Origin of the sequence: Halorussus aquaticus, assembly GCF_024218795.1 — an archaeon.
Taxonomy (GTDB): domain Archaea; phylum Halobacteriota; class Halobacteria; order Halobacteriales; family Haladaptataceae; genus Halorussus; species Halorussus aquaticus.
The window spans coordinates 83,756-100,537 of the sequence record NZ_CP100401.1 but is presented as its reverse complement, the minus strand read 5'-3'; the positions used below and the strand labels follow the sequence as shown (position 1 = coordinate 100,537).

17 protein-coding genes are annotated in these 16,782 nt (G+C 65.9%); 11 read left to right on the top strand and 6 right to left on the bottom strand.

Features of this window, described 5'->3' with window-relative positions; genetic code table 11:
• Window positions 1-43 precede the first annotated feature (43 nt).
• Together NGM06_RS18940 and NGM06_RS18935 are read left to right on the top strand one after the other, a co-directional pair.
• Window positions 44-307, top strand: coding sequence for a cytochrome C oxidase subunit IV family protein (locus NGM06_RS18940; RefSeq protein ID WP_254270330.1), 264 nt, complete (start codon window positions 44-46; stop codon window positions 305-307).
• A gap of 52 nt (window positions 308-359) precedes the next feature.
• Complete coding sequence (locus tag NGM06_RS18935) at window positions 360-530, top strand: hypothetical protein (protein WP_163522730.1); 171 nt, start codon at window positions 360-362, stop codon at window positions 528-530.
• 39 nt (window positions 531-569) lie between these two features.
• Here the strand turns inward: NGM06_RS18935 and NGM06_RS18930 are convergent, their stop codons facing one another.
• A complete protein-coding gene (locus NGM06_RS18930; RefSeq protein ID WP_254270329.1) occupies window positions 570-857 on the bottom strand; it encodes a DUF7410 domain-containing protein in 288 nt (95 codons plus the stop codon).
• Window positions 858-859: 2 nt separating this feature from the next.
• Window positions 860-1,294, bottom strand: coding sequence for a hypothetical protein (locus NGM06_RS18925; RefSeq protein ID WP_254270328.1), 435 nt, complete (start codon window positions 1,292-1,294; stop codon window positions 860-862).
• 646 nt (window positions 1,295-1,940) lie between these two features.
• Between NGM06_RS18925 and NGM06_RS18920 the strand changes: the two genes are divergently transcribed.
• The 4 genes from NGM06_RS18920 to NGM06_RS18905 all read left to right on the top strand — a co-directional run bounded on the left by NGM06_RS18920 (window position 1,941) and on the right by NGM06_RS18905 (window position 4,492).
• The gene (locus NGM06_RS18920) at window positions 1,941-2,246 is read left to right on the top strand and encodes a hypothetical protein (RefSeq protein WP_254270327.1); all 306 of its coding nucleotides are present in this window, start codon (window positions 1,941-1,943) and stop codon (window positions 2,244-2,246) included.
• Window positions 2,243-2,656, top strand: coding sequence for a hypothetical protein (locus NGM06_RS18915; protein WP_254270326.1), 414 nt, complete (start codon window positions 2,243-2,245; stop codon window positions 2,654-2,656). The genes NGM06_RS18920 and NGM06_RS18915 overlap by 4 nt, the downstream gene beginning before the upstream one ends.
• 187 nt (window positions 2,657-2,843) lie before the next feature.
• The gene (locus NGM06_RS18910; protein WP_254270325.1) at window positions 2,844-3,170 is read left to right on the top strand and encodes a hypothetical protein; all 327 of its coding nucleotides are present in this window, start codon (window positions 2,844-2,846) and stop codon (window positions 3,168-3,170) included.
• Window positions 3,171-3,277: 107 nt separating this feature from the next.
• On the top strand, window positions 3,278-4,492 hold the full coding sequence (locus NGM06_RS18905) for a glycoside hydrolase 5 family protein (protein WP_254270324.1): 1,215 nt from the start codon (window positions 3,278-3,280) through the stop codon (window positions 4,490-4,492).
• Window positions 4,493-4,686: 194 nt separating this feature from the next.
• On the opposite strand, the gene NGM06_RS18900 is transcribed toward NGM06_RS18905, so the two are convergent.
• The 3 genes from NGM06_RS18900 to NGM06_RS18890 all read right to left on the bottom strand — a co-directional run bounded on the left by NGM06_RS18900 (window position 4,687) and on the right by NGM06_RS18890 (window position 6,050).
• Complete coding sequence (locus NGM06_RS18900; RefSeq protein WP_254270323.1) at window positions 4,687-5,010, bottom strand: tRNA-binding protein; 324 nt, start codon at window positions 5,008-5,010, stop codon at window positions 4,687-4,689.
• A gap of 59 nt (window positions 5,011-5,069) precedes the next feature.
• Window positions 5,070-5,651 carry a right-handed parallel beta-helix repeat-containing protein gene (locus NGM06_RS18895; protein WP_254270322.1) on the bottom strand — a complete coding sequence of 194 codons (582 nt, stop codon included), beginning with the start codon at window positions 5,649-5,651 and terminating at the stop codon, window positions 5,070-5,072.
• 255 nt (window positions 5,652-5,906) lie between these two features.
• Complete coding sequence (locus tag NGM06_RS18890) at window positions 5,907-6,050, bottom strand: hypothetical protein (RefSeq protein WP_254270321.1); 144 nt, start codon at window positions 6,048-6,050, stop codon at window positions 5,907-5,909.
• Between the two features lie 161 nt (window positions 6,051-6,211).
• On the opposite strand from NGM06_RS18890, the gene NGM06_RS18885 reads away from it, so the two are divergent.
• The 4 genes from NGM06_RS18885 to NGM06_RS18870 all read left to right on the top strand — a co-directional run bounded on the left by NGM06_RS18885 (window position 6,212) and on the right by NGM06_RS18870 (window position 13,738).
• On the top strand, window positions 6,212-8,137 hold the full coding sequence (locus NGM06_RS18885) for a DEAD/DEAH box helicase (protein ID WP_254270320.1): 1,926 nt from the start codon (window positions 6,212-6,214) through the stop codon (window positions 8,135-8,137).
• A gap of 282 nt (window positions 8,138-8,419) precedes the next feature.
• Entirely contained in the window at window positions 8,420-11,989 is a 3,570-nt protein-coding gene (locus tag NGM06_RS18880; protein ID WP_254270319.1) for a PKD domain-containing protein, read from the top strand.
• 118 nt (window positions 11,990-12,107) lie between these two features.
• Entirely contained in the window at window positions 12,108-13,184 is a 1,077-nt protein-coding gene (locus NGM06_RS18875) for a DUF7972 family membrane protein (RefSeq protein ID WP_254270318.1), read from the top strand.
• Window positions 13,185-13,309: 125 nt separating this feature from the next.
• Window positions 13,310-13,738, top strand: a complete 429-nt coding sequence (locus NGM06_RS18870) for a CopG family ribbon-helix-helix protein (RefSeq protein WP_254270317.1) — start codon at window positions 13,310-13,312, stop codon at window positions 13,736-13,738.
• 21 nt (window positions 13,739-13,759) lie between these two features.
• Here the strand turns inward: NGM06_RS18870 and NGM06_RS18865 are convergent, their stop codons facing one another.
• Window positions 13,760-15,481: a cbb3-type cytochrome c oxidase subunit I gene (locus NGM06_RS18865; RefSeq protein ID WP_254270443.1), complete on the bottom strand. Its 1,722-nt coding sequence runs from the start codon at window positions 15,479-15,481 to the stop codon at window positions 13,760-13,762.
• Between the two features lie 262 nt (window positions 15,482-15,743).
• On the opposite strand from NGM06_RS18865, the gene NGM06_RS18860 reads away from it, so the two are divergent.
• A complete protein-coding gene (locus NGM06_RS18860; protein ID WP_254270316.1) occupies window positions 15,744-16,745 on the top strand; it encodes a glutathione S-transferase family protein in 1,002 nt (333 codons plus the stop codon).
• The last annotated feature ends 37 nt before the right edge of the window (window positions 16,746-16,782 follow it).

Here is a 16,782-nt window from a genome sequence, read left to right as displayed (position 1 = left end):
GCAACACCGCAATCATCGACGAAGCGACATTCCGGACCCAACCATGACCAGACTCAAACTGTACACCGCGATTTACGTCGTGTTGTTCGTCTTCGCGACCGTGCAGGTCCTCGTGGAGCAGTCGGGCGGACTCCCCTACTGGACCGCGTTCTGGGTCATCATCGCGCTCTCGTTCGTGAAGGCGCTCATGGTAGCGTGGTACTACCAGCACCTCAAGTGGGAACCGCGGTCGGTGGCGTTCACCATGTTCGTCGGCCTGCTGGCGGCACTGGCGCTGACGACCGCGGCGGCGTACTCGATACTGTAGGCCGAGTTACCACACCTCAAAACTTTTCAGCCCGGCCGAGACGACGTAGCGTATGGCGGAGAAAGGTGTTCGGGTGACTTGTCCGCACTGCGAGGAGAAGACGGGAGCGACGATTCCGGCGCGGCGCTCGGTCCGACGCGTCCACGAGGAGTACGACGGTCGGAAGGTCCGTGACGGGTTCTGCAATCGGTGCGGCGAGGAGTTCGCGGTCAGGTACGAGTAATCGGACCGCACGGTCGAACGCTAAGCGACCGGGAGCGGTTCATCCCGGGGCCTGCATCATCGACACCGCGAGGTACGTCAGGAAGAAGAACGCGTACACCCCGACCAGCGCCGCGACGACCTTGAGGTGGTAGAGGAACAGGTCCTCGCGCTCGGCCTCCAGCGCGTCCTCGTAGGCCTCACGCTGATCGGTCGAGCAGTCCTCGCCGTGGAAGTCGCCGAGGTGGAGCGCGCGGAGTCGCTCGCTGCGGAACGGGCGGCGGCAGTGGGGGCACCGAGCGGGCGTCTCGTCGTCGGGGATCCGGACCTCGGAGTCTGCGACGCTCACGGTCACCCCGCGAGGACGAGTTTGACGGCGACGCCGACCACGAACAGCGACCCGAACAGCCACGCGCTCAGAAGCGCCGCCTGCGCGCTCCGGAGACCGCGGAATCGGGCGGAGCTATAGGTGCCCCAGAGCAGGAACCCGAGGAGCGACACCCCCAAGACCGACCCCACTGCGACCCAGTCACCGACCGCGGACGCCACCCCGGCGTCGCTGACGAGGAGGACCGCCCCGCCGCCCGCGACCAGAACCAGCGCGAAGAAGGCCGCGGCCCACGTCCCGACCGAGTCGGTCTCGTCTGCCGACCGTCGCGTGTGCGCGCCCCCGACGTTCGCGGCGTCGTAGTGCCGCCAGTCCTCCATCCGTGTGACGAACGACCAGACCGCGAGTACGGCGATTCCGGTCACGACGGCGCTCGCCAGATAGGCTGTTTCGGCCATGAGAGTCGTCCCTGTATGGTTGTTAGATAGTAACACGCATAAAGATTGACCCGGTGTTCGGGGGCGTATATCTGGTAAGTGCTAACAGTGTTCAGTCAGCTTTAATAGATAACCGATAATAGCAGGAAATACTTCAGCCGCCCAGAACGACTGGGCGCGCGAGGTGATACACCCATGAACTGTCCACCACTCCGGGCGAGCGCTTTCGGCACGGGAGCCGACAGCAAGGCGTCCGGAGGTTCGGTGTCCGCGGGGTCGACCGGAGTGATTCCGGTGATGCCCTGCGATGCCGGACAGGTGGACCACATGGGCAATAGTACGTATTGCCTCGAACGGACCACCCCGACCGCGTAGGGCGTTCGCGGACGCCGACGTTCCGTCGGCACTGCGACGCCGGGTCGGCTCGCTTCCTCTCGAACTCACGACTCGGAAGCGAGCGGCGTGCGTCGGGAGCGTGGTCCGTTCGGCCACGTCCTTCTCCGGCGCATCGACCCGGTAGTCGCGACTCGTCCGCGCGAGTCGGTCTCCGAACGAAGAGAGACATCTGCGCTCCCGATAGCGCCGCGTCTCGCGGCCGCGAGCGAAGGCTCGCAGGGAGACGCCGAACGCGACCCGACCACCACACCACCACACAAATCGCACTACCATGACCGCACCGACGATAGACGCGACCGCAGACCTCGAAATCCACGTCCCGCGCGGCGACGACGGCACGTTGCAGGACGGTATCGCCACCGTCCTCGGCCGGAGCGCCGCGGTCGACCGCACGGAGGTCGTCGATATCTCGGGCGTCACCCCGACGCTCAACGACCTCCGCGTGGACGCCTCGGTCCGCCTGCACCTCAGACTCGACGACTCGGTCGAGGACGAGCGGGCGGCCGTCCGCGAGACCGTCGCCGACCAGTTCGGCGTCCGGACCGTCACGGCCGTCGAGACCGACCGGTCGGCGTGACCCGGGGCCGTCCTCGCTCGGTCGCGCCGACTCCTCGCGGGGTCCCCGACGGCCCGGACGTGACGCATCGCTCGACCACCGACACGACCAGACTCACACCAATGCGATACACGCAGTACACGCCCGAACGACCCACGAGAACGACCTTGCGGAACGCGGCCGCGCGAACGCGCGACGCCGCGGACCGCTACGCCAAGATGACGGTTACCCTCGCCGTCGCCGCCGCGGCCTTCGCGGTCGGGACGACGGCCGCCGCGTTCGCGCTCGGCCTAATCTTGGCATCCATGCCCGGCCACCCCTTCGCCCTGCTCGCGGCCACCGCGGCCACCGTCGCCGCGGCCTCCGCGGTCCCCCTGCTGGCGCTGTTCGCGGCCCGCGTCGCGCTCCGCGCGCTCGACCGCCTCGCGTGACGCGGTGCGCGACGGGTGAACGGACGCGGCGCGACGCGGTTCCTGTCGGCCCGACGGCGAACGACCGTCGCCCCAGCAAACGCTTCTTTCGCGCGAGACATCCAGCGGCGACCGACGACCGCCGTCGGACAGCCCCGACCTGTGCTGTTCTAGGAGCGTCCTACGGTGGATAAGGCGCGCCATAACAATGGGACCGTGGTCCGGACGACTCTACGAGATGGACCTGAGAGAGATAACCAGCGGACTGTGCGGAGGCGACGAACGCACGCGGCGAGACGACGAATCCGGAACGACGGCCGGGTCAGAGCGCGAGGGCGACGGTTCCCGCTCGGCGACCAGCGAGTCGGGCGACACCGCTACGAACCGGTCGGAGACGACGAGCGACGACTCGGCGTCGAGCGAGCAAGACCGGGATGACGACTACCTCTGCCCGTTCTGCGAGACCGAGTTCGACGCCGAGCGGGGTGCCTGTCCGGAGTGCAACGCCGAAATCGTGCTCCGAGGGACGCGATAGGACTCCGTCCGTCGCCCGAGAAACTGGGCGTTGTCCGGCGCGGAAAGCGAAACCTATCGCGGAACGTAAGTACACTTTTACACCAGATGGTGTCGTGGCGGGCTTCAATGACCCAGCGGTACACTCGTCGGCGGTTTCTGGGAGCGAGCGTCTCGGCCGGACTCGTGGGAGGAGCGGGGTGCGCCGGTCCGACCGGGAGTCGGCCGCGACAGAATAACTCCACCCGCGACGAGGACGGCGGCCGAGAATCTACGTCTACCGACGCGGGGACCGAGAAGACGACCCAGACGGCCGCCGACCCCATCGACGTTCGGGGTGCGCTCTACGTCCCCTCGCGGGCGTGGAACACCTTCCAGATGTGGCACGACTACGACGAGCAGGTCGTCGAGCGCGACCTCGGATACGCCGAGCGCGTGAACCTCAACGCCATCCGAACGTGGGTGAGTTACGAGCAGTGGCTCGAAAGCCCCGACGAGTTGGAGCGGTCCATCGAGCACTTCCTGACCGCGGCCGACGACCGTGGGATGGAGGTGTTGTTCGGCCTGTTCGAGAGCGTCGGCAGGGAACCGACCGAACAGAACCTCCACGATACGGACCCGCGGACCGCGCCGCCGGTCCAGTCGCCGTCGAGCGAAATCATCCAGTACAGCAGTCTGTGGGACGACCCGCGGGAGTACGTGCGGTGGTTCATGGACCGGTGGCGAGACGACGACCGCCTGTTCGCCGTCGAAGTGATGAATGAACCGGGGTGGCTCCCGACCATGAAGCGGTTCGCGAACGCCATGTTCGAGACGATGGCGGAGAACCGCGGGTCGGTCCCGCTGACCGTGGGTTCGACCAGCCTCGCCAACAACGCGGAGTACGTCGATTGGGGCGTCGATATCCTCCAGTTCCACTACAACTTCCCGAACAGCACCGACGTGTTTCACGACCTGCTCCCGAACGCGCTCGAACTCGGCGAGGACCTCGACATGCCGGTCTACCTGACCGAGTGGCAGCGCGTCGCCGACTACGGATGGGGCAGCAGCGGCGAGGTCGAGCAGTGGCAACCAGATTACGCCTCTCTCGCGCCGACGATTCACCAGCACGGCGTCGGCAACTTCTTCTGGTCGCTGATGGTGAAACCCGCCTACGTCCGCTACATGCGCAAGCGCGGCATCATCAACGGTCTCTTCCACGAGGACGGAGCGGTCTGGAACCGCGCGGACGCGAAGGCAATCAAAGCCATGTCGGGCGACGCGAACGTGAGCGGTTTCGAACAGCGCCGCGAGTGGCCCGAGTGGGCCTCGGAACTGAAGTCGAACCACAACGCCACCGATTAGACCGAGAGAACGAACAGTACTGGGGTAGCCCTATCGCCTCGGATTCGGTGAAGTAGACGGATAGCAGTCCCAAAGTGAGACAGACGACGGTCGGGAGGGAAGACGAACGATTACCGTGAGGGGTGAAAGACGACGGTCAGGAGGCCCGCCAGCGTGACCATCCCCCTCCTGAACGGTCTAAGCCGACGGCGAGGTCAGTAGAGTTCTCCGCCGAGAGGCACGTCGTCGTCGGGCGCGACGAGAACCGGGTGACCCTCCTCGTCGGGGACACCGACGGTCAGCGCCTCGGACTTCTCGCCCGCGATGCGGACCGACCCGAGATTGGTCGCGCAGAGCACCTGTCGTCCCACGAGGTCATCCGGGTCGTAGTTGTACCCGGTCTGGGCGACCGATTGTACCTCCTCGTCGCCGAGGTCGATTCGGAGTTTCGACATCTCGGGTTTGTTCGTTTCCGGGAACGACTCGGCGTCGACGACTTCGCCGACGTGGAACGTGGTCTCGAAGGGACCGTCGGACATGGGAGGGCGTACGCAGTCGGCCGACTTAAATGTCCAGTCGGGCGAACCGGGGTTCGCGCTCAGTCGGCGCGCTGGACGCGGATTTCGTTGCCCGAGAACTCGTTGTTCGAGAGCGACACGTCCACGCCTATCGCGGAGACGCCGACGAGGTTGTCCGAGATGGTGCTGTCCTCGACGGTGCCGCCGGTGGCGTTCTCCAGTCGGACCCCGTAGGCGTTCGAGAACGTCGAGACGTTCCGGACTGTGGCCGACCCGCCCGTGACGAGGACGCCGGAGTGCCAGTCGGTGACGGAGACGTTCGTGACGGTGACCCCCTCGGCGTCCGCGACCGCGACGCCCTTGGTGTGACTCTCGCCTCTGCCGCCGATGGTGTGACCGCCGCCGTCGAAGGTCACGTTGTCGGCGGTGATCTTCATACAGGGCTGAGAGATAGCCGTCTCGCCCGCGTTCTCGATGTCGGTCGTCAGGACGTAGGTGCCGGGTTCGTCGATAGTCGTGCAGGAACCGATCTCCGTCGGAGTCGCGTCGGTCGCCGTCGCCGCGTCGAACGGCGTCGCCGTCGTCGGGACGCCGCCAGCGCCGACCGCGAGTCCGAACGCGGCGAGGAGAACGACGAGCGTGCGAACCTCTCGAAATGTCATGCGAACTGCCACGATGGAGGAGTAGTTATACCTACGGTGCAGTTCGACCGCTAACGGGCGTAAACGAAACGGTAAGCGGGGACTAATTCCCCCGTTGAGGCGGAGTGACGCCCGGCAGTCGGCAACGTCGCAGCGGCGACATCGCCGACTGCGGGGAGGCCGACCGGAGCGATTCTAGCCGATGCTATCGGACCGCCCCGACCGGACCGCACTCCCGTCGGGGCGTCTCCGTCCGCCGACATCGCGGCGTCGCCGTCAGCGTCCGCCGGTTCGACACGCCTCGCAGACGGCCACCTCGGCCGAAATCGGCCCGTCCTCCGGGGCGACGGGCAAGACCGTTATCGGAACGTACTCCCGGCAGTACGCACAGCGTTCGATGGCCGTGATTCCCGTGTCCATACCTCTCGGTCAAACCCCCACTACTCAAATTTTACTCTGGCTGTCAACGAATATGAATAAATCTTGTGGCCATATGTTGGAAAACCAAGGATGGATTCAAGGTAACTATTGGATTTTTTGTAGCGCAAATCGTTTATTCGCGATGCTCCTACGACGACCCGATGACCGACTCCGAGAACGATGTCGCCGACGCCGACCCTCCCGACGAGAGCGACGCTCCCCCGGGAGAAGCGACCGACCCAGTCGAATCTGCGAACGACGCGGCCGACGACGAGGCGGTGAGCGTCGAGTCGTTCCACGACGCCGTCGAGCAGTTCGGCCGCCCCGTCGTCACCGCCGAGGAGGTCGCGCGCGCACTCGACCGGTCGCAGGCCGAGACCGACGACGCGCTCACCGGTCTGGCGGAGCGCGAGGGCGTCGAACGGCTCGACGTCTCGAACGACCCCGTGGTCTGGTACCCGACCGACTGGGGGAAACTGGCCGACCGCGAGCGCGTCATCGTCTTCCCGAAGCGCCGCGAACTGGTCGTGGACCAACCGACCCAGTTCACTCGCGCGCAACTCTCGCAGTTCGCCCACCTCGTGGACACCACGCGCGACGGCGGCTACATCTACGAGATTCGCCAAGAGGACGTGTGGGCCGCGCCGTTCGACGACTTCGAGGACCTGCGGGGAACCCTCCGCGACGTGCTCCCCGAGCGGTCGCCCCACCTCGAAGAGTGGATGGAGAGCCAGTGGAAGCGCGCCCGCCAGTTCGTCCTCCGGACCGACGAGGAGGACGGCTACGTCGTCCTCGAAGCCGCGAGCGAGGACCTGATGGGCAACGTCGCGCGCCAGCGACTGGACGAGGGGCAACTCCGCGCCCCGCTGTCGGACACCGAGAGCTGGGTCGCCGAGGAGTCCGTCGCCGAGGTCAAGCGCATCCTCTACGAGGCCGGATACCCGGTGCGCGACGAGCGCGACCTTGACACCGGCGAGGAACTGGACGTGACACTGAACCTGCGCCTTCGTGACTACCAGCAGGAGTGGGTGAACCAGTTCGTCGAGACCAAGTCGGGCGTCCTCGTCGGCCCGCCGGGGAGCGGGAAGACGGTGGCGGGCATGGCCGCTATCGAGGCGGTCGGCGGCGAGACCCTGATTCTAGTCCCGGGCCGCGAACTCGCCACTCAGTGGCACGAGGAACTGCTGGCCAACACCACCCTCGCGCCCGACCAGATAGGCGAGTACCACGGCGGCACGAAGGACGTTCGGCCGGTCACGATAGCGACCTACCAGACCGCCGGAATGGACCGCCACCGGCAACTGTTCGACCAGCGCGAGTGGGGCCTCATCATCTACGACGAGGTCCACCACGTCCCGTCTCGGGTCTTCCGACGCTCCGCGGAACTCCAGAGCAAGCACCGACTCGGTCTCTCGGCCACCCCGGTCCGCGAGGACGACAAGGAGGAGGAGATATTCACGCTCATCGGCCCGCCAATCGGCACCGACTGGGACGCGCTGTTCGAGGCCGGATACGTGCAGGAACCCGAGGTCCAGATTCGTTACGTCCCGTGGGACGACGAGACGTACCGCAACGAGTACGGGAGCGCCGACGGCCACGAGAAGCGACAGGTGGCGGCGAGCAACCCCGCGAAACTCCGCGAGATTCGCCACCTGCGCGCGGAACACCCCCACGCGAAGACCCTGATATTCGTGGAGTACCTCGACCAAGGCGAGGCGCTGGCGGAGGCGCTGAACGTCCCCTTCATCTCGGGCGAGATGCGCCACGCCCGCCGCGAGCAGTTGCTCCAGCAGTTCAAGTCGGGCCAGCGCGACGCGCTGGTCGTCTCCCGGGTCGGCGACGAAGGCATCGACCTGCCGGACGCCGAACTCGCCATCGTGGCGTCGGGTCTCGGCGGGTCCAGACGACAGGGCGCACAGCGCGCTGGCCGGACGATGCGGCCGACGGGCAACTCACGGATGTACGTGCTGGCGACCCGCGGCACGACGGAGGAGGACTTCGCCCGACGGCGGATGCAACACCTCTCTGCGAAGGGCGTCCGCGTCACCGAGCAGAGCGCGGAGGCCGTCGAAGACCGCACACCGTAACCGTCTCTCCTAACGACATCGGTACGCTTCTCTTCGGCAGGGAAGTTTCGTCGTTCCATTTCGATACGAGTTCTTCGTCGAGACGAGGTCTCTCTCGACGCGATTTCGCTCTCCACGCGCGTCCAGTCGGCGGACGAGACCGAGGTAGGCCGCACCTAGCCGCCGGTATCACTCGGTGAGTGACAGTTACGCCCCGTTTACGCGAGCGTAGCGTCCGGCAGAGAACGACCCAGAGAGTCCATAACAAAGGGAAATACCGGAATACGGACCGTTAGCAGTGAGATGAACGTCGATAGAACCACGATTCTAAGCTTTGGACTGACGGTGCTGTTGGTAACGTCGGCGCTGCCGCCCGGCATCGCGGGGCTGGTCGGGACGGCGAGCGCGGACCACGACGACGCGCCGGTGTACACGGTTCGACAACCCGGCACGAACGTCTGTTACGAGGTACGACCCTACTCGTACGACCACCCCAAGATGGTCCCCGAAGTCGAAGTCCGGCGGAACATCACGTACGAGGAGGCCGACGTGAAGGGGTCGTTCCGGAACCCCGACTGGAACGGGTTCGAGTCCATCGAGTCCCAGATGGACTACCGCTATCGGAACGACACCGACCCGCGTCCCGGCCCGGAGAACGTCTCCTACAAGGGCCAGATTTCCGAGTACGCACCGTATCTCAACACCCAGTTCGTCTACGAGGGTTGGGAGTACGCCACGTACGGGAAGTACAACTGGTCGGCGGACGGCGAGAGCCACCTGTTCTTCTACGAGAACGCGAACGGGGAGGTGAGTCTGGTGGTCCGCCACGACAGACTGTACGAGGAGACCGGCACCTCCTCGCACTACCCGTACAACGGTGAGTACGGTCCCGCCGACGGCTTCCTCGAACCGTCGCCCGGCGGCGGGACGGCCGACTGGACGTTCGACGACCTCCCGAGCGGCGAGTGGGCGTACATCGACGACATGTACCCCCGGGCGGAGATAGACGACCGGTACGTCGATGCCAGCGGAACGATGTTCGGTCACCGGAACCTCGCCGAACGGAATTCGAGCTACGAACGTCTCAGCGAGTTCGGCGGCGGCTACTTCGACGTCCACTGGACGTGGGGTCCCGGCGGAACTGACGGCGGCGCGTACCGCGGGTTCCACAACCTCCAGCGGGGCGAGAACGTCACCATCGACGCCTCGTTCACCGGCGACGTCCAGCGCTGGGCCGTGCGCCACAACACGGGCCACGACGACATGAACGGCGAGATGAAGGACCTGCAGATGGACGAACCGCTCGTCATCGAGCGCGGCGCGAACTGCCTCGACGCGGAACTGAGCGCCGACCGGAGTCGGGTCGAGGCGGGCCAGAGCGTGACGTTCACCGCGGACGAAGCGGCCGACAGCTACCAGTGGGACTACGACGGCGACGGTCGGATAGACGAGAACACGACAGACCCCTCCGTCCCCCACACCTACGAGAACGCGAGCGAGTACGAAGCGACGGTGACGATGGTCGCCGACGGCCGGGAGGTGACGGCGTCCACGACGGTCGAGGTGAAGACTGGCGAACCGCCGAGCGCCGACTACATCGTCAACGACACCGCGGGCGACAGCGAGTACCACGTCGTCGGCGAGTCCATCGCGTTCGACGGGTCGGCGAGTTCCGACAACGTGGCGCTCGCCGACAGCTACGAGTGGCGCGTCAACGGGAGCGCGAAGAGCGGCGAGCGAATCTCGCACACCTTCGGCGCGCCCGGCGAGTACGAGGTGTCGCTGACGGTATCGGACCGAAGCGGGAAGACCGATAACGTCACGAAGACGGTGACCGTCGTCGCGCAGGACGACCCGACTGCGGAAGTCGCGGCGACCCCGACGACGGTCGAGGCCGGAGCGCCGATAACCCTCGACGCGAGCGCGAGCAGCGACGAACACGGGAGCGTCGAGTCGTACTCGTGGAGCGCCCCCGGCGGCGACGTGCGCGACGAGGACGGCGGTGACCCCGGAGCCAGCGTCACGTACGGGTCGGCAGGCGACTATCAGGTCGAACTGACGGTCACCGACAACAACGGGAACGTCGACACCGACAGCGTCAACGTCACGGTCGGGAACGGGAGCGACCCGAACATCACGAGTCACACCGTCCCGAGCGAGGTGTCGGTGAGCGAGACCGTCGCGGTGTCGGCGTCGGCGACCGACAACAGCGAGCGGTCGCTGAACTACACGTGGACGTTCCGGCAGTCGGGGACCGTGGCCGAACGATACGGCCCGGACGCGAGCTATCAGTTCGACGAAACGGGGACGGCCACCGTCGAACTCGTGGTTACCGACGCTTCCGGACGGGCGGTCTCGACCGACGAGATTCCGGTGGACGTCGTCGACAGACCGAACGCGGAACTCTCGGTCCCCGCCGAGACCCGCGCCGGGAACGAGGTGACGCTCGACGCGAGCAACTCCACCGACCAGCGGGGTGAAATCACGGAGTACCGCTGGGACTTCGACGGCAACGGGACGGCCGAGCGGACCACCGACGCCGCGAACGCCACCGTGACGCACGCGTACGACAGTTCCGGTACCTACGACCCGGTCGTGACCGTCGTGGACGACGACGGGGACACCGACAACGCGTCGGCGACTATCGAGGTGAAACCCGAGGAGAAGGCCGCGACCGGCGGCGGCGGTGGCGGCGGTGGCGGCGGTTCGACCAGTCTCGGCCCGCCGCCGGTCGTCACCGAGGTCGAACGGACCGGTGCGAACACCGCGCTGATAGACGTGCGAAACGGGCAGGGCGACGAGACTATCAGTGCGGGACTGCCGACCAGCGACGCCGCCGCCCGGACGGGCGTCGACTTCCGGCGCGTGGCGGTCGATTTGCGGGGCGACGACAGCCACATCGCGTTCGAGAGTTCCGCGAGCGCCGACCCGCCGGGGAACGCCGCCGAACTGACCGCGACCGACGAGTCGCTGGCGTACCTCGGTCTCGACGCGAAGTACCTCGACACCGGCGTCGAGAACGCGACCGTCGAGTTCACGGTCAACCGGTCCGCGCTCGGCGGACTCGCGTCCGGAGACGACGTCGCGGTCTACCGGTACGACGCCGGGTGGCAACGACTGAACGCGACGGTCGCCGAATCGACCGGCGACGCCTACCGACTCACGGCGACCACCGACGGACTCGGAACGTTCGCGGTCGGCGCGAACCGGCCCCTCGCGGTCGCCGACGCCGAGTTGGTGAGTCGGACCGTGGCGACGGGGAACGAGGTGACGGCGACCGCGACGGTCGAGAACAACGGGACGACCACCCGGAGCGCCGCGGTGACGCTCACGCTCGACGGGAGTTCGGTCGCCTCCGAGACGGTGGAGGTCGCGCCCGGCGAGTCGGCCGAGGTGACGGTCACGGGGACGGCCCCGGCGACCGGCACCTACGACGTCGCAATCGGCGGCGAGTCGGTCGGCATCCTCACGGTCAAGGAGACGATTCCGGCGAACACGTCGGTCACCGACGTGTCGCTGAACAGTTCGACCATCTCGGCGGGCGAGCAGGTCGAAATCACGGCCACGGTCGAGAACACCGGCGGCGAACCGGGCGAGCGACCGGTGACCCTGACCATGTTCGGCGAGCAGGTGGCGACCAAGAACGTGACGGTCCCGCCGGGCGAGACGGCGACCGTCACCTTCGTCCGGCAGGTGGACGCCGCCGGTAACTTCACGGTGGACGTAGAGGGGAAGACGGCGACCCTCGGCGTGACGAGCGCGGACGACGGCGGCGTCCTCGGGAAGGAGGCCCCGGACGTTCCCGGATTCGGCGTCGGTACCGCTGTCGTCGCGCTGATTGGGGCACTGCTACTCGCACGGATACGCGACTGAGCGAGGCGGCAGTCGCGCTCCGATTGCACCTCTGGCTCTGCTCTCTACTGCACCACGACTCCGCTCTCTTTTCGCTGCCCGACGCCGTTTTCCGTCCCAGCGCCGTACTACGCTCGGGATGACCGACAGCGACGGCACCGAAGGTCGCGGTAGCGGACTTCTCGGTGGACGGTCGTCCAGCGGTCGGGAATCGTCGGACGACGGTCAATCGTCCGACGCGACGTCGAGCGGTAGTTCGGGGCTGGTGGCGAAGAAGAACCGCGTCCGCGAGTGGGCGCTCCTCGACGGGAATCGACTGGTGGTCGCGGGTATCGTGGTGGCAGGTATCTTCGCCGTGCTGGCCGGGACGGAGCGACTCGGACTGGTTCCGCTGGACCGCAGTCAACCGGTATACTACGTGTTCAGCGCGCTCATCAGCGGGAACCTCACGCTGATTACGGTCGTGGTCTCCATCAATCAGTTACTGCTGGGTCGAGAGTTCCACTCGCCGGGTGAACTCGAATCCGAGATTCGGAACGTCGTCGACTACCGGAGCGAGGTGGAGGAACACGCGGGCGAAATCGCGCCGGTGAAGCCGCTGGGCTTCCTCCGACTGCTCTTCGAGAACACGCGCCGAGAGGCCCGCCGAATCGACGCGATGACGTTCGGGACGGTCGGCGAGGAGACGCGCTCGGAGGTGGACGAAGTGGTGAAGTCGATGACCGACCACGCCGAGCGCGTCCTCGACCTCCTCGACGATTCGAGCGCCGACACGTTCGACGTGTTGTCGGTGACGCTCACGACCAACTACGCCGAGGAGATACATCGGATTCGACGGATTCGCGCCGACCACGGCGACGACCTGCCGGAGTCGGTGACCGACGCCCTCGACACGCTCGTCGACCACCTCCAGAAGGTGGACGTGGCGCGCCAGTACTTCAAGTCGCTGTACCTGCAGGAGGAACTTTCGTCGCTATCCCGGGTCCTGCTCTACGCCGGACTCCCCGCGGAGTTGGTCTCGGTGGTCGTCCTCCTCGGTCTCACGGCCCGACAGGGGACGGGGATAACCCCGTACGCCCACCTCCTGTTGCCGATTACGGTGACGCTCGCGTTCCTCCCGCTGGCGCTGCTGCTGTCGTTCATCGTCCGCACGGCGACGGTAACCGAGCGCACCGCGGCGACGATTCCGTTCACCACGGCGAAACAGGAGCAATGATTTTCGGGGTATCTGAAACGTCACCGCGGGGTCGCGGGTCAGTGAGCCGTCAGTTAGCAACTCGCCGGGGCGAACTCGGCTGATGATAACAAAGGCTATTATTTTCCACCGCCTCGATTAATACCATGACCGTCGTCAGTATCTCGATGCCGGACGAACTGCTGGACCGCGTGGACGAGTTCGCGGGCGAACACGGGTACACCGGCCGGAGCGAGGTGTTCCGGGAGGCCGCCCGGAACCTGCTCGGGGAGTTCGAGGACAAGAAACTGGAAGACCGCGACCTGATGGGCGTCGTCACGGTGCTGTTCAGTTACGAGGACACGACCGTCGAGGAGCGGATGATGCACCTCCGTCACGAGTACGAGGGGTTGGTCGCCTCCAACGTCCACAACCACGTCGGCGACCACTACTGCATGGAACTGTTCATCCTCGAAGGCGGTCTGGAGGACATCTCGACGTTCGTCGGGAAGATTCGGGCGACCCAAGACACGCTCACGGTCGATTACTCCGTGATTCCGGTGGACGAGGTCGGACCGCTGACCACCGGAGAGTGAGAGGCTTCGAGCGGTGGGCAGTCAGTCGTCGGTCTCTTCGCCGCCGTCCGCGGCCGTGCCTTCTCCGCCGTCGGTGAGTGCGGTCTCGCGCTTGCGCTCGAACCACGTCCACTCCCGGGTCTTCAGACCGTCGTCTTGGAGGTCCCACGGGTCGCCGCTCTCGACGCGAGCGCCCTCCATCCACGAGGTGACGAGGTTGTAGACGAAGATGAGTTGCGCGAAGGCGAGGACGAACGTCCCGATTCCGGCGATGACGTGGAAATCCTGAAACTTCGGGAGGTAGGTGGCGTAGCGACGAGGCATCCCGCCGTACCCCAGAATGAGCAGGGAGAAGAACACCAGATTCGTGCCGAGCATGGTGAGCCAGAAGTGCGCCTTGGCGAGGGTGCGCTGGTACATCCGGCCCGAGACCAGCGGGAACCAGTAGTAGATGCCCGAGAATCCGGCGACGGCGATGGCACCCATCACGATGAAGTGGAAGTGGCCGACCACGTAGTAGGTGTCGTGGAGCACGAGGTCCACCGGAATGGACGCGAGGAAGACGCCCGTGACGCCGCCGATGATGAAGTTCTGGACGAACCCGATGGAGAACAGCATCGGCGCAGTGAGTCGCAACCGGCCGTTCCACATGGTGGTGATCCAGTTGAACGTCTTGACCGCGCTCGGGATAGCGATAGCCATCGACACCGCCATGAAACTCGCCCGAATCCGGGGGTCGATGCCGGTGGCGAACATGTGGTGGGCCCAGACGCCGAAACTCAGGACCCCGATTGCCAGCGTCGAGTAGACGACGAACTTGAACCCGAACAGCTTCCGGCCCGAGAACCGCGGCAGGATGAGACTCACCAGTCCCATCGGCGGCAGCACGAGGATGTACACCTCGGGGTGGCCGAAGAACCAGAACAGATGCTGGTAGAGTATCGACCCGCCGCCGGGATTCAGGAAGAACGAGGTCCCGAAGTTGCGGTCGAGAAGCAGCATGACGAGCACGCTGCCCAACAGCGGGAACGAGAACAGGATGAGACCCGACTGAGTGAGCATCGTCCACGAGAAGATGTCGAGTTCCGGCCACCCCACGTCCTCGCCGCGTTCGGTGACGATAGTTGCGATGAAGTTGATGGCACCCATCGTCGCCGAGACGCCGGTCAGGTGGAGTCCGAGCAGCATCAGGTCCACGCCGGGGTTGGTCTGCTCGACCGAGAGCGGCGCGTACATCGTCCACGAGGTCTGAGACGGTTGGATGCCGATGTCCAGCGGCGCGGCGAAGAAGCCGAACCAGATGAGCAGCGCCCCCGGCGGGAGCAACCAGAAGGCGATGGCGTTGATGCGGGGGAACGCCATGTCGTCCGCGCCGATGAGCAGCGGGATGAAGTAGTTCCCGAACGCCGCGATGATGGGCGTTCCGAACAGGAACAGCATCGTGATACCGTGAGAGGTGAGTAGCGAGTTGTAGAAGTTCGCCCCGATGACGACTGACTCGGGCGTCATCAGTTCGGTCCGCATGAGGATGATGTTGATACCGCCCCACGCGAACGCGATGAGACCGTAGATACCGTAGAGAATGCCGATGTCTTTGTGGTCCACCGTGGTCAGCCACCGGGCTAATCCCTCCGGCTTCTCCCGATGGGTCACTTCTGCGCCCTCGCGGTACGCGCCACCACCTCCTCCAGTGAGCGGCGTGTACGACCGCCAGTCTTCGATGCGTAGGATGTACGCGGCGACGACGACCAGAAGCACCCCCATGACCGCAGTGAGTGCGAGTTGCCCTACTTCGACCATACGCAATCCTGAGTGCTACACCGCCAAGAAAGGTTGGGCCTATTCTTTGAAGCCGACGGGTTTCGACGAGAAACCAACCGGTGGCGGTCAGTGCCGTCGTGCGGAGCCGGACGGGCCGGAGCTTCGAAGGGTCCGGAAACGGTTCGATGGCACGACTGCTGGCGACGCCGCGGAGCCGACTGCCGCGAGCAACGGTCCTTTTGACCTCGAAGCCGTAGATGGAGCTATGAACATGCTCGTGGACGGCGAGTGGCGTACCGACGCCTACGAATCCACCGACGAGGAGGGCGAGTTCGACAGACAAGAGACCGCCTTCCGCGACCGGGTCGAGGAGGACCCGGACGCCGAGTTCCCGGCAGAGGCGGGGCGGTACCACCTCTACGTCTCCTACGCCTGCCCGTGGGCCCACCGGACCCTGCTGGTCCGGAGTCTGAAGGGACTGGAAGACGCTATCTCGGTCTCGGTCGTGGACCCCTACCGCGAGAACGACGGCTGGGAGTTCAGCCCCGAGAAGGAGGGCTGTACTGAGGACCGCGTCAACGGCTTCGACTACCTCCGGGAGACCTACGTCGCGGCCGACCCCGAATTCACCGGCCGCCCCACGGTGCCCGTCCTCTGGGACACGGAGCGCGAGACCATCGTCAACAACGAGTCCGCGGAGATAATGCGGATGCTCGACACCGCGTTCCACGACATCGGCGAGCGTGACGTGACCCTCTATCCAGAGGGCTACCACGACGAGGTGGACGAGACCATCGAGGACATCTACGAACCCATCAACAACGGCGTCTACCGGGCCGGGTTCGCGGGTACCCAGCGGGCATACGACAGAGCCGTCACCGAACTGTTCGACGCGCTCGACCGCTACGACGACCTGCTCGAAGACCGGCGGTACCTCTGCGGCGACGCGCTCACGGAGGCCGACGTGGCGATGTTCACCACGCTCGTCCGGTTCGACGCGGTCTACCACACCCACTTCAAGTGCAACGTCCGCCAGATATCCGACTACGACAACCTCTGGCCGTACCTCCGGGACCTCTACCAGACCGAGGGCGTCGCCGAGACGGTGAATCTGTCCCACATCAAGGAGCACTACTACCGGAGCCACGCCGACCTGAACCCCAAGCGCATCGTCCCGAAGGGTCCCGACATCGACTTCGAGGAACCCCACGACCGCGACGAACTGCCGGGCGGGCCGCCCGAGGAACTCGCCGCGTCGCCCCAGTAACCGGTCGCGGCGCGTCCGACCGGGTTCGGCGTTTCTT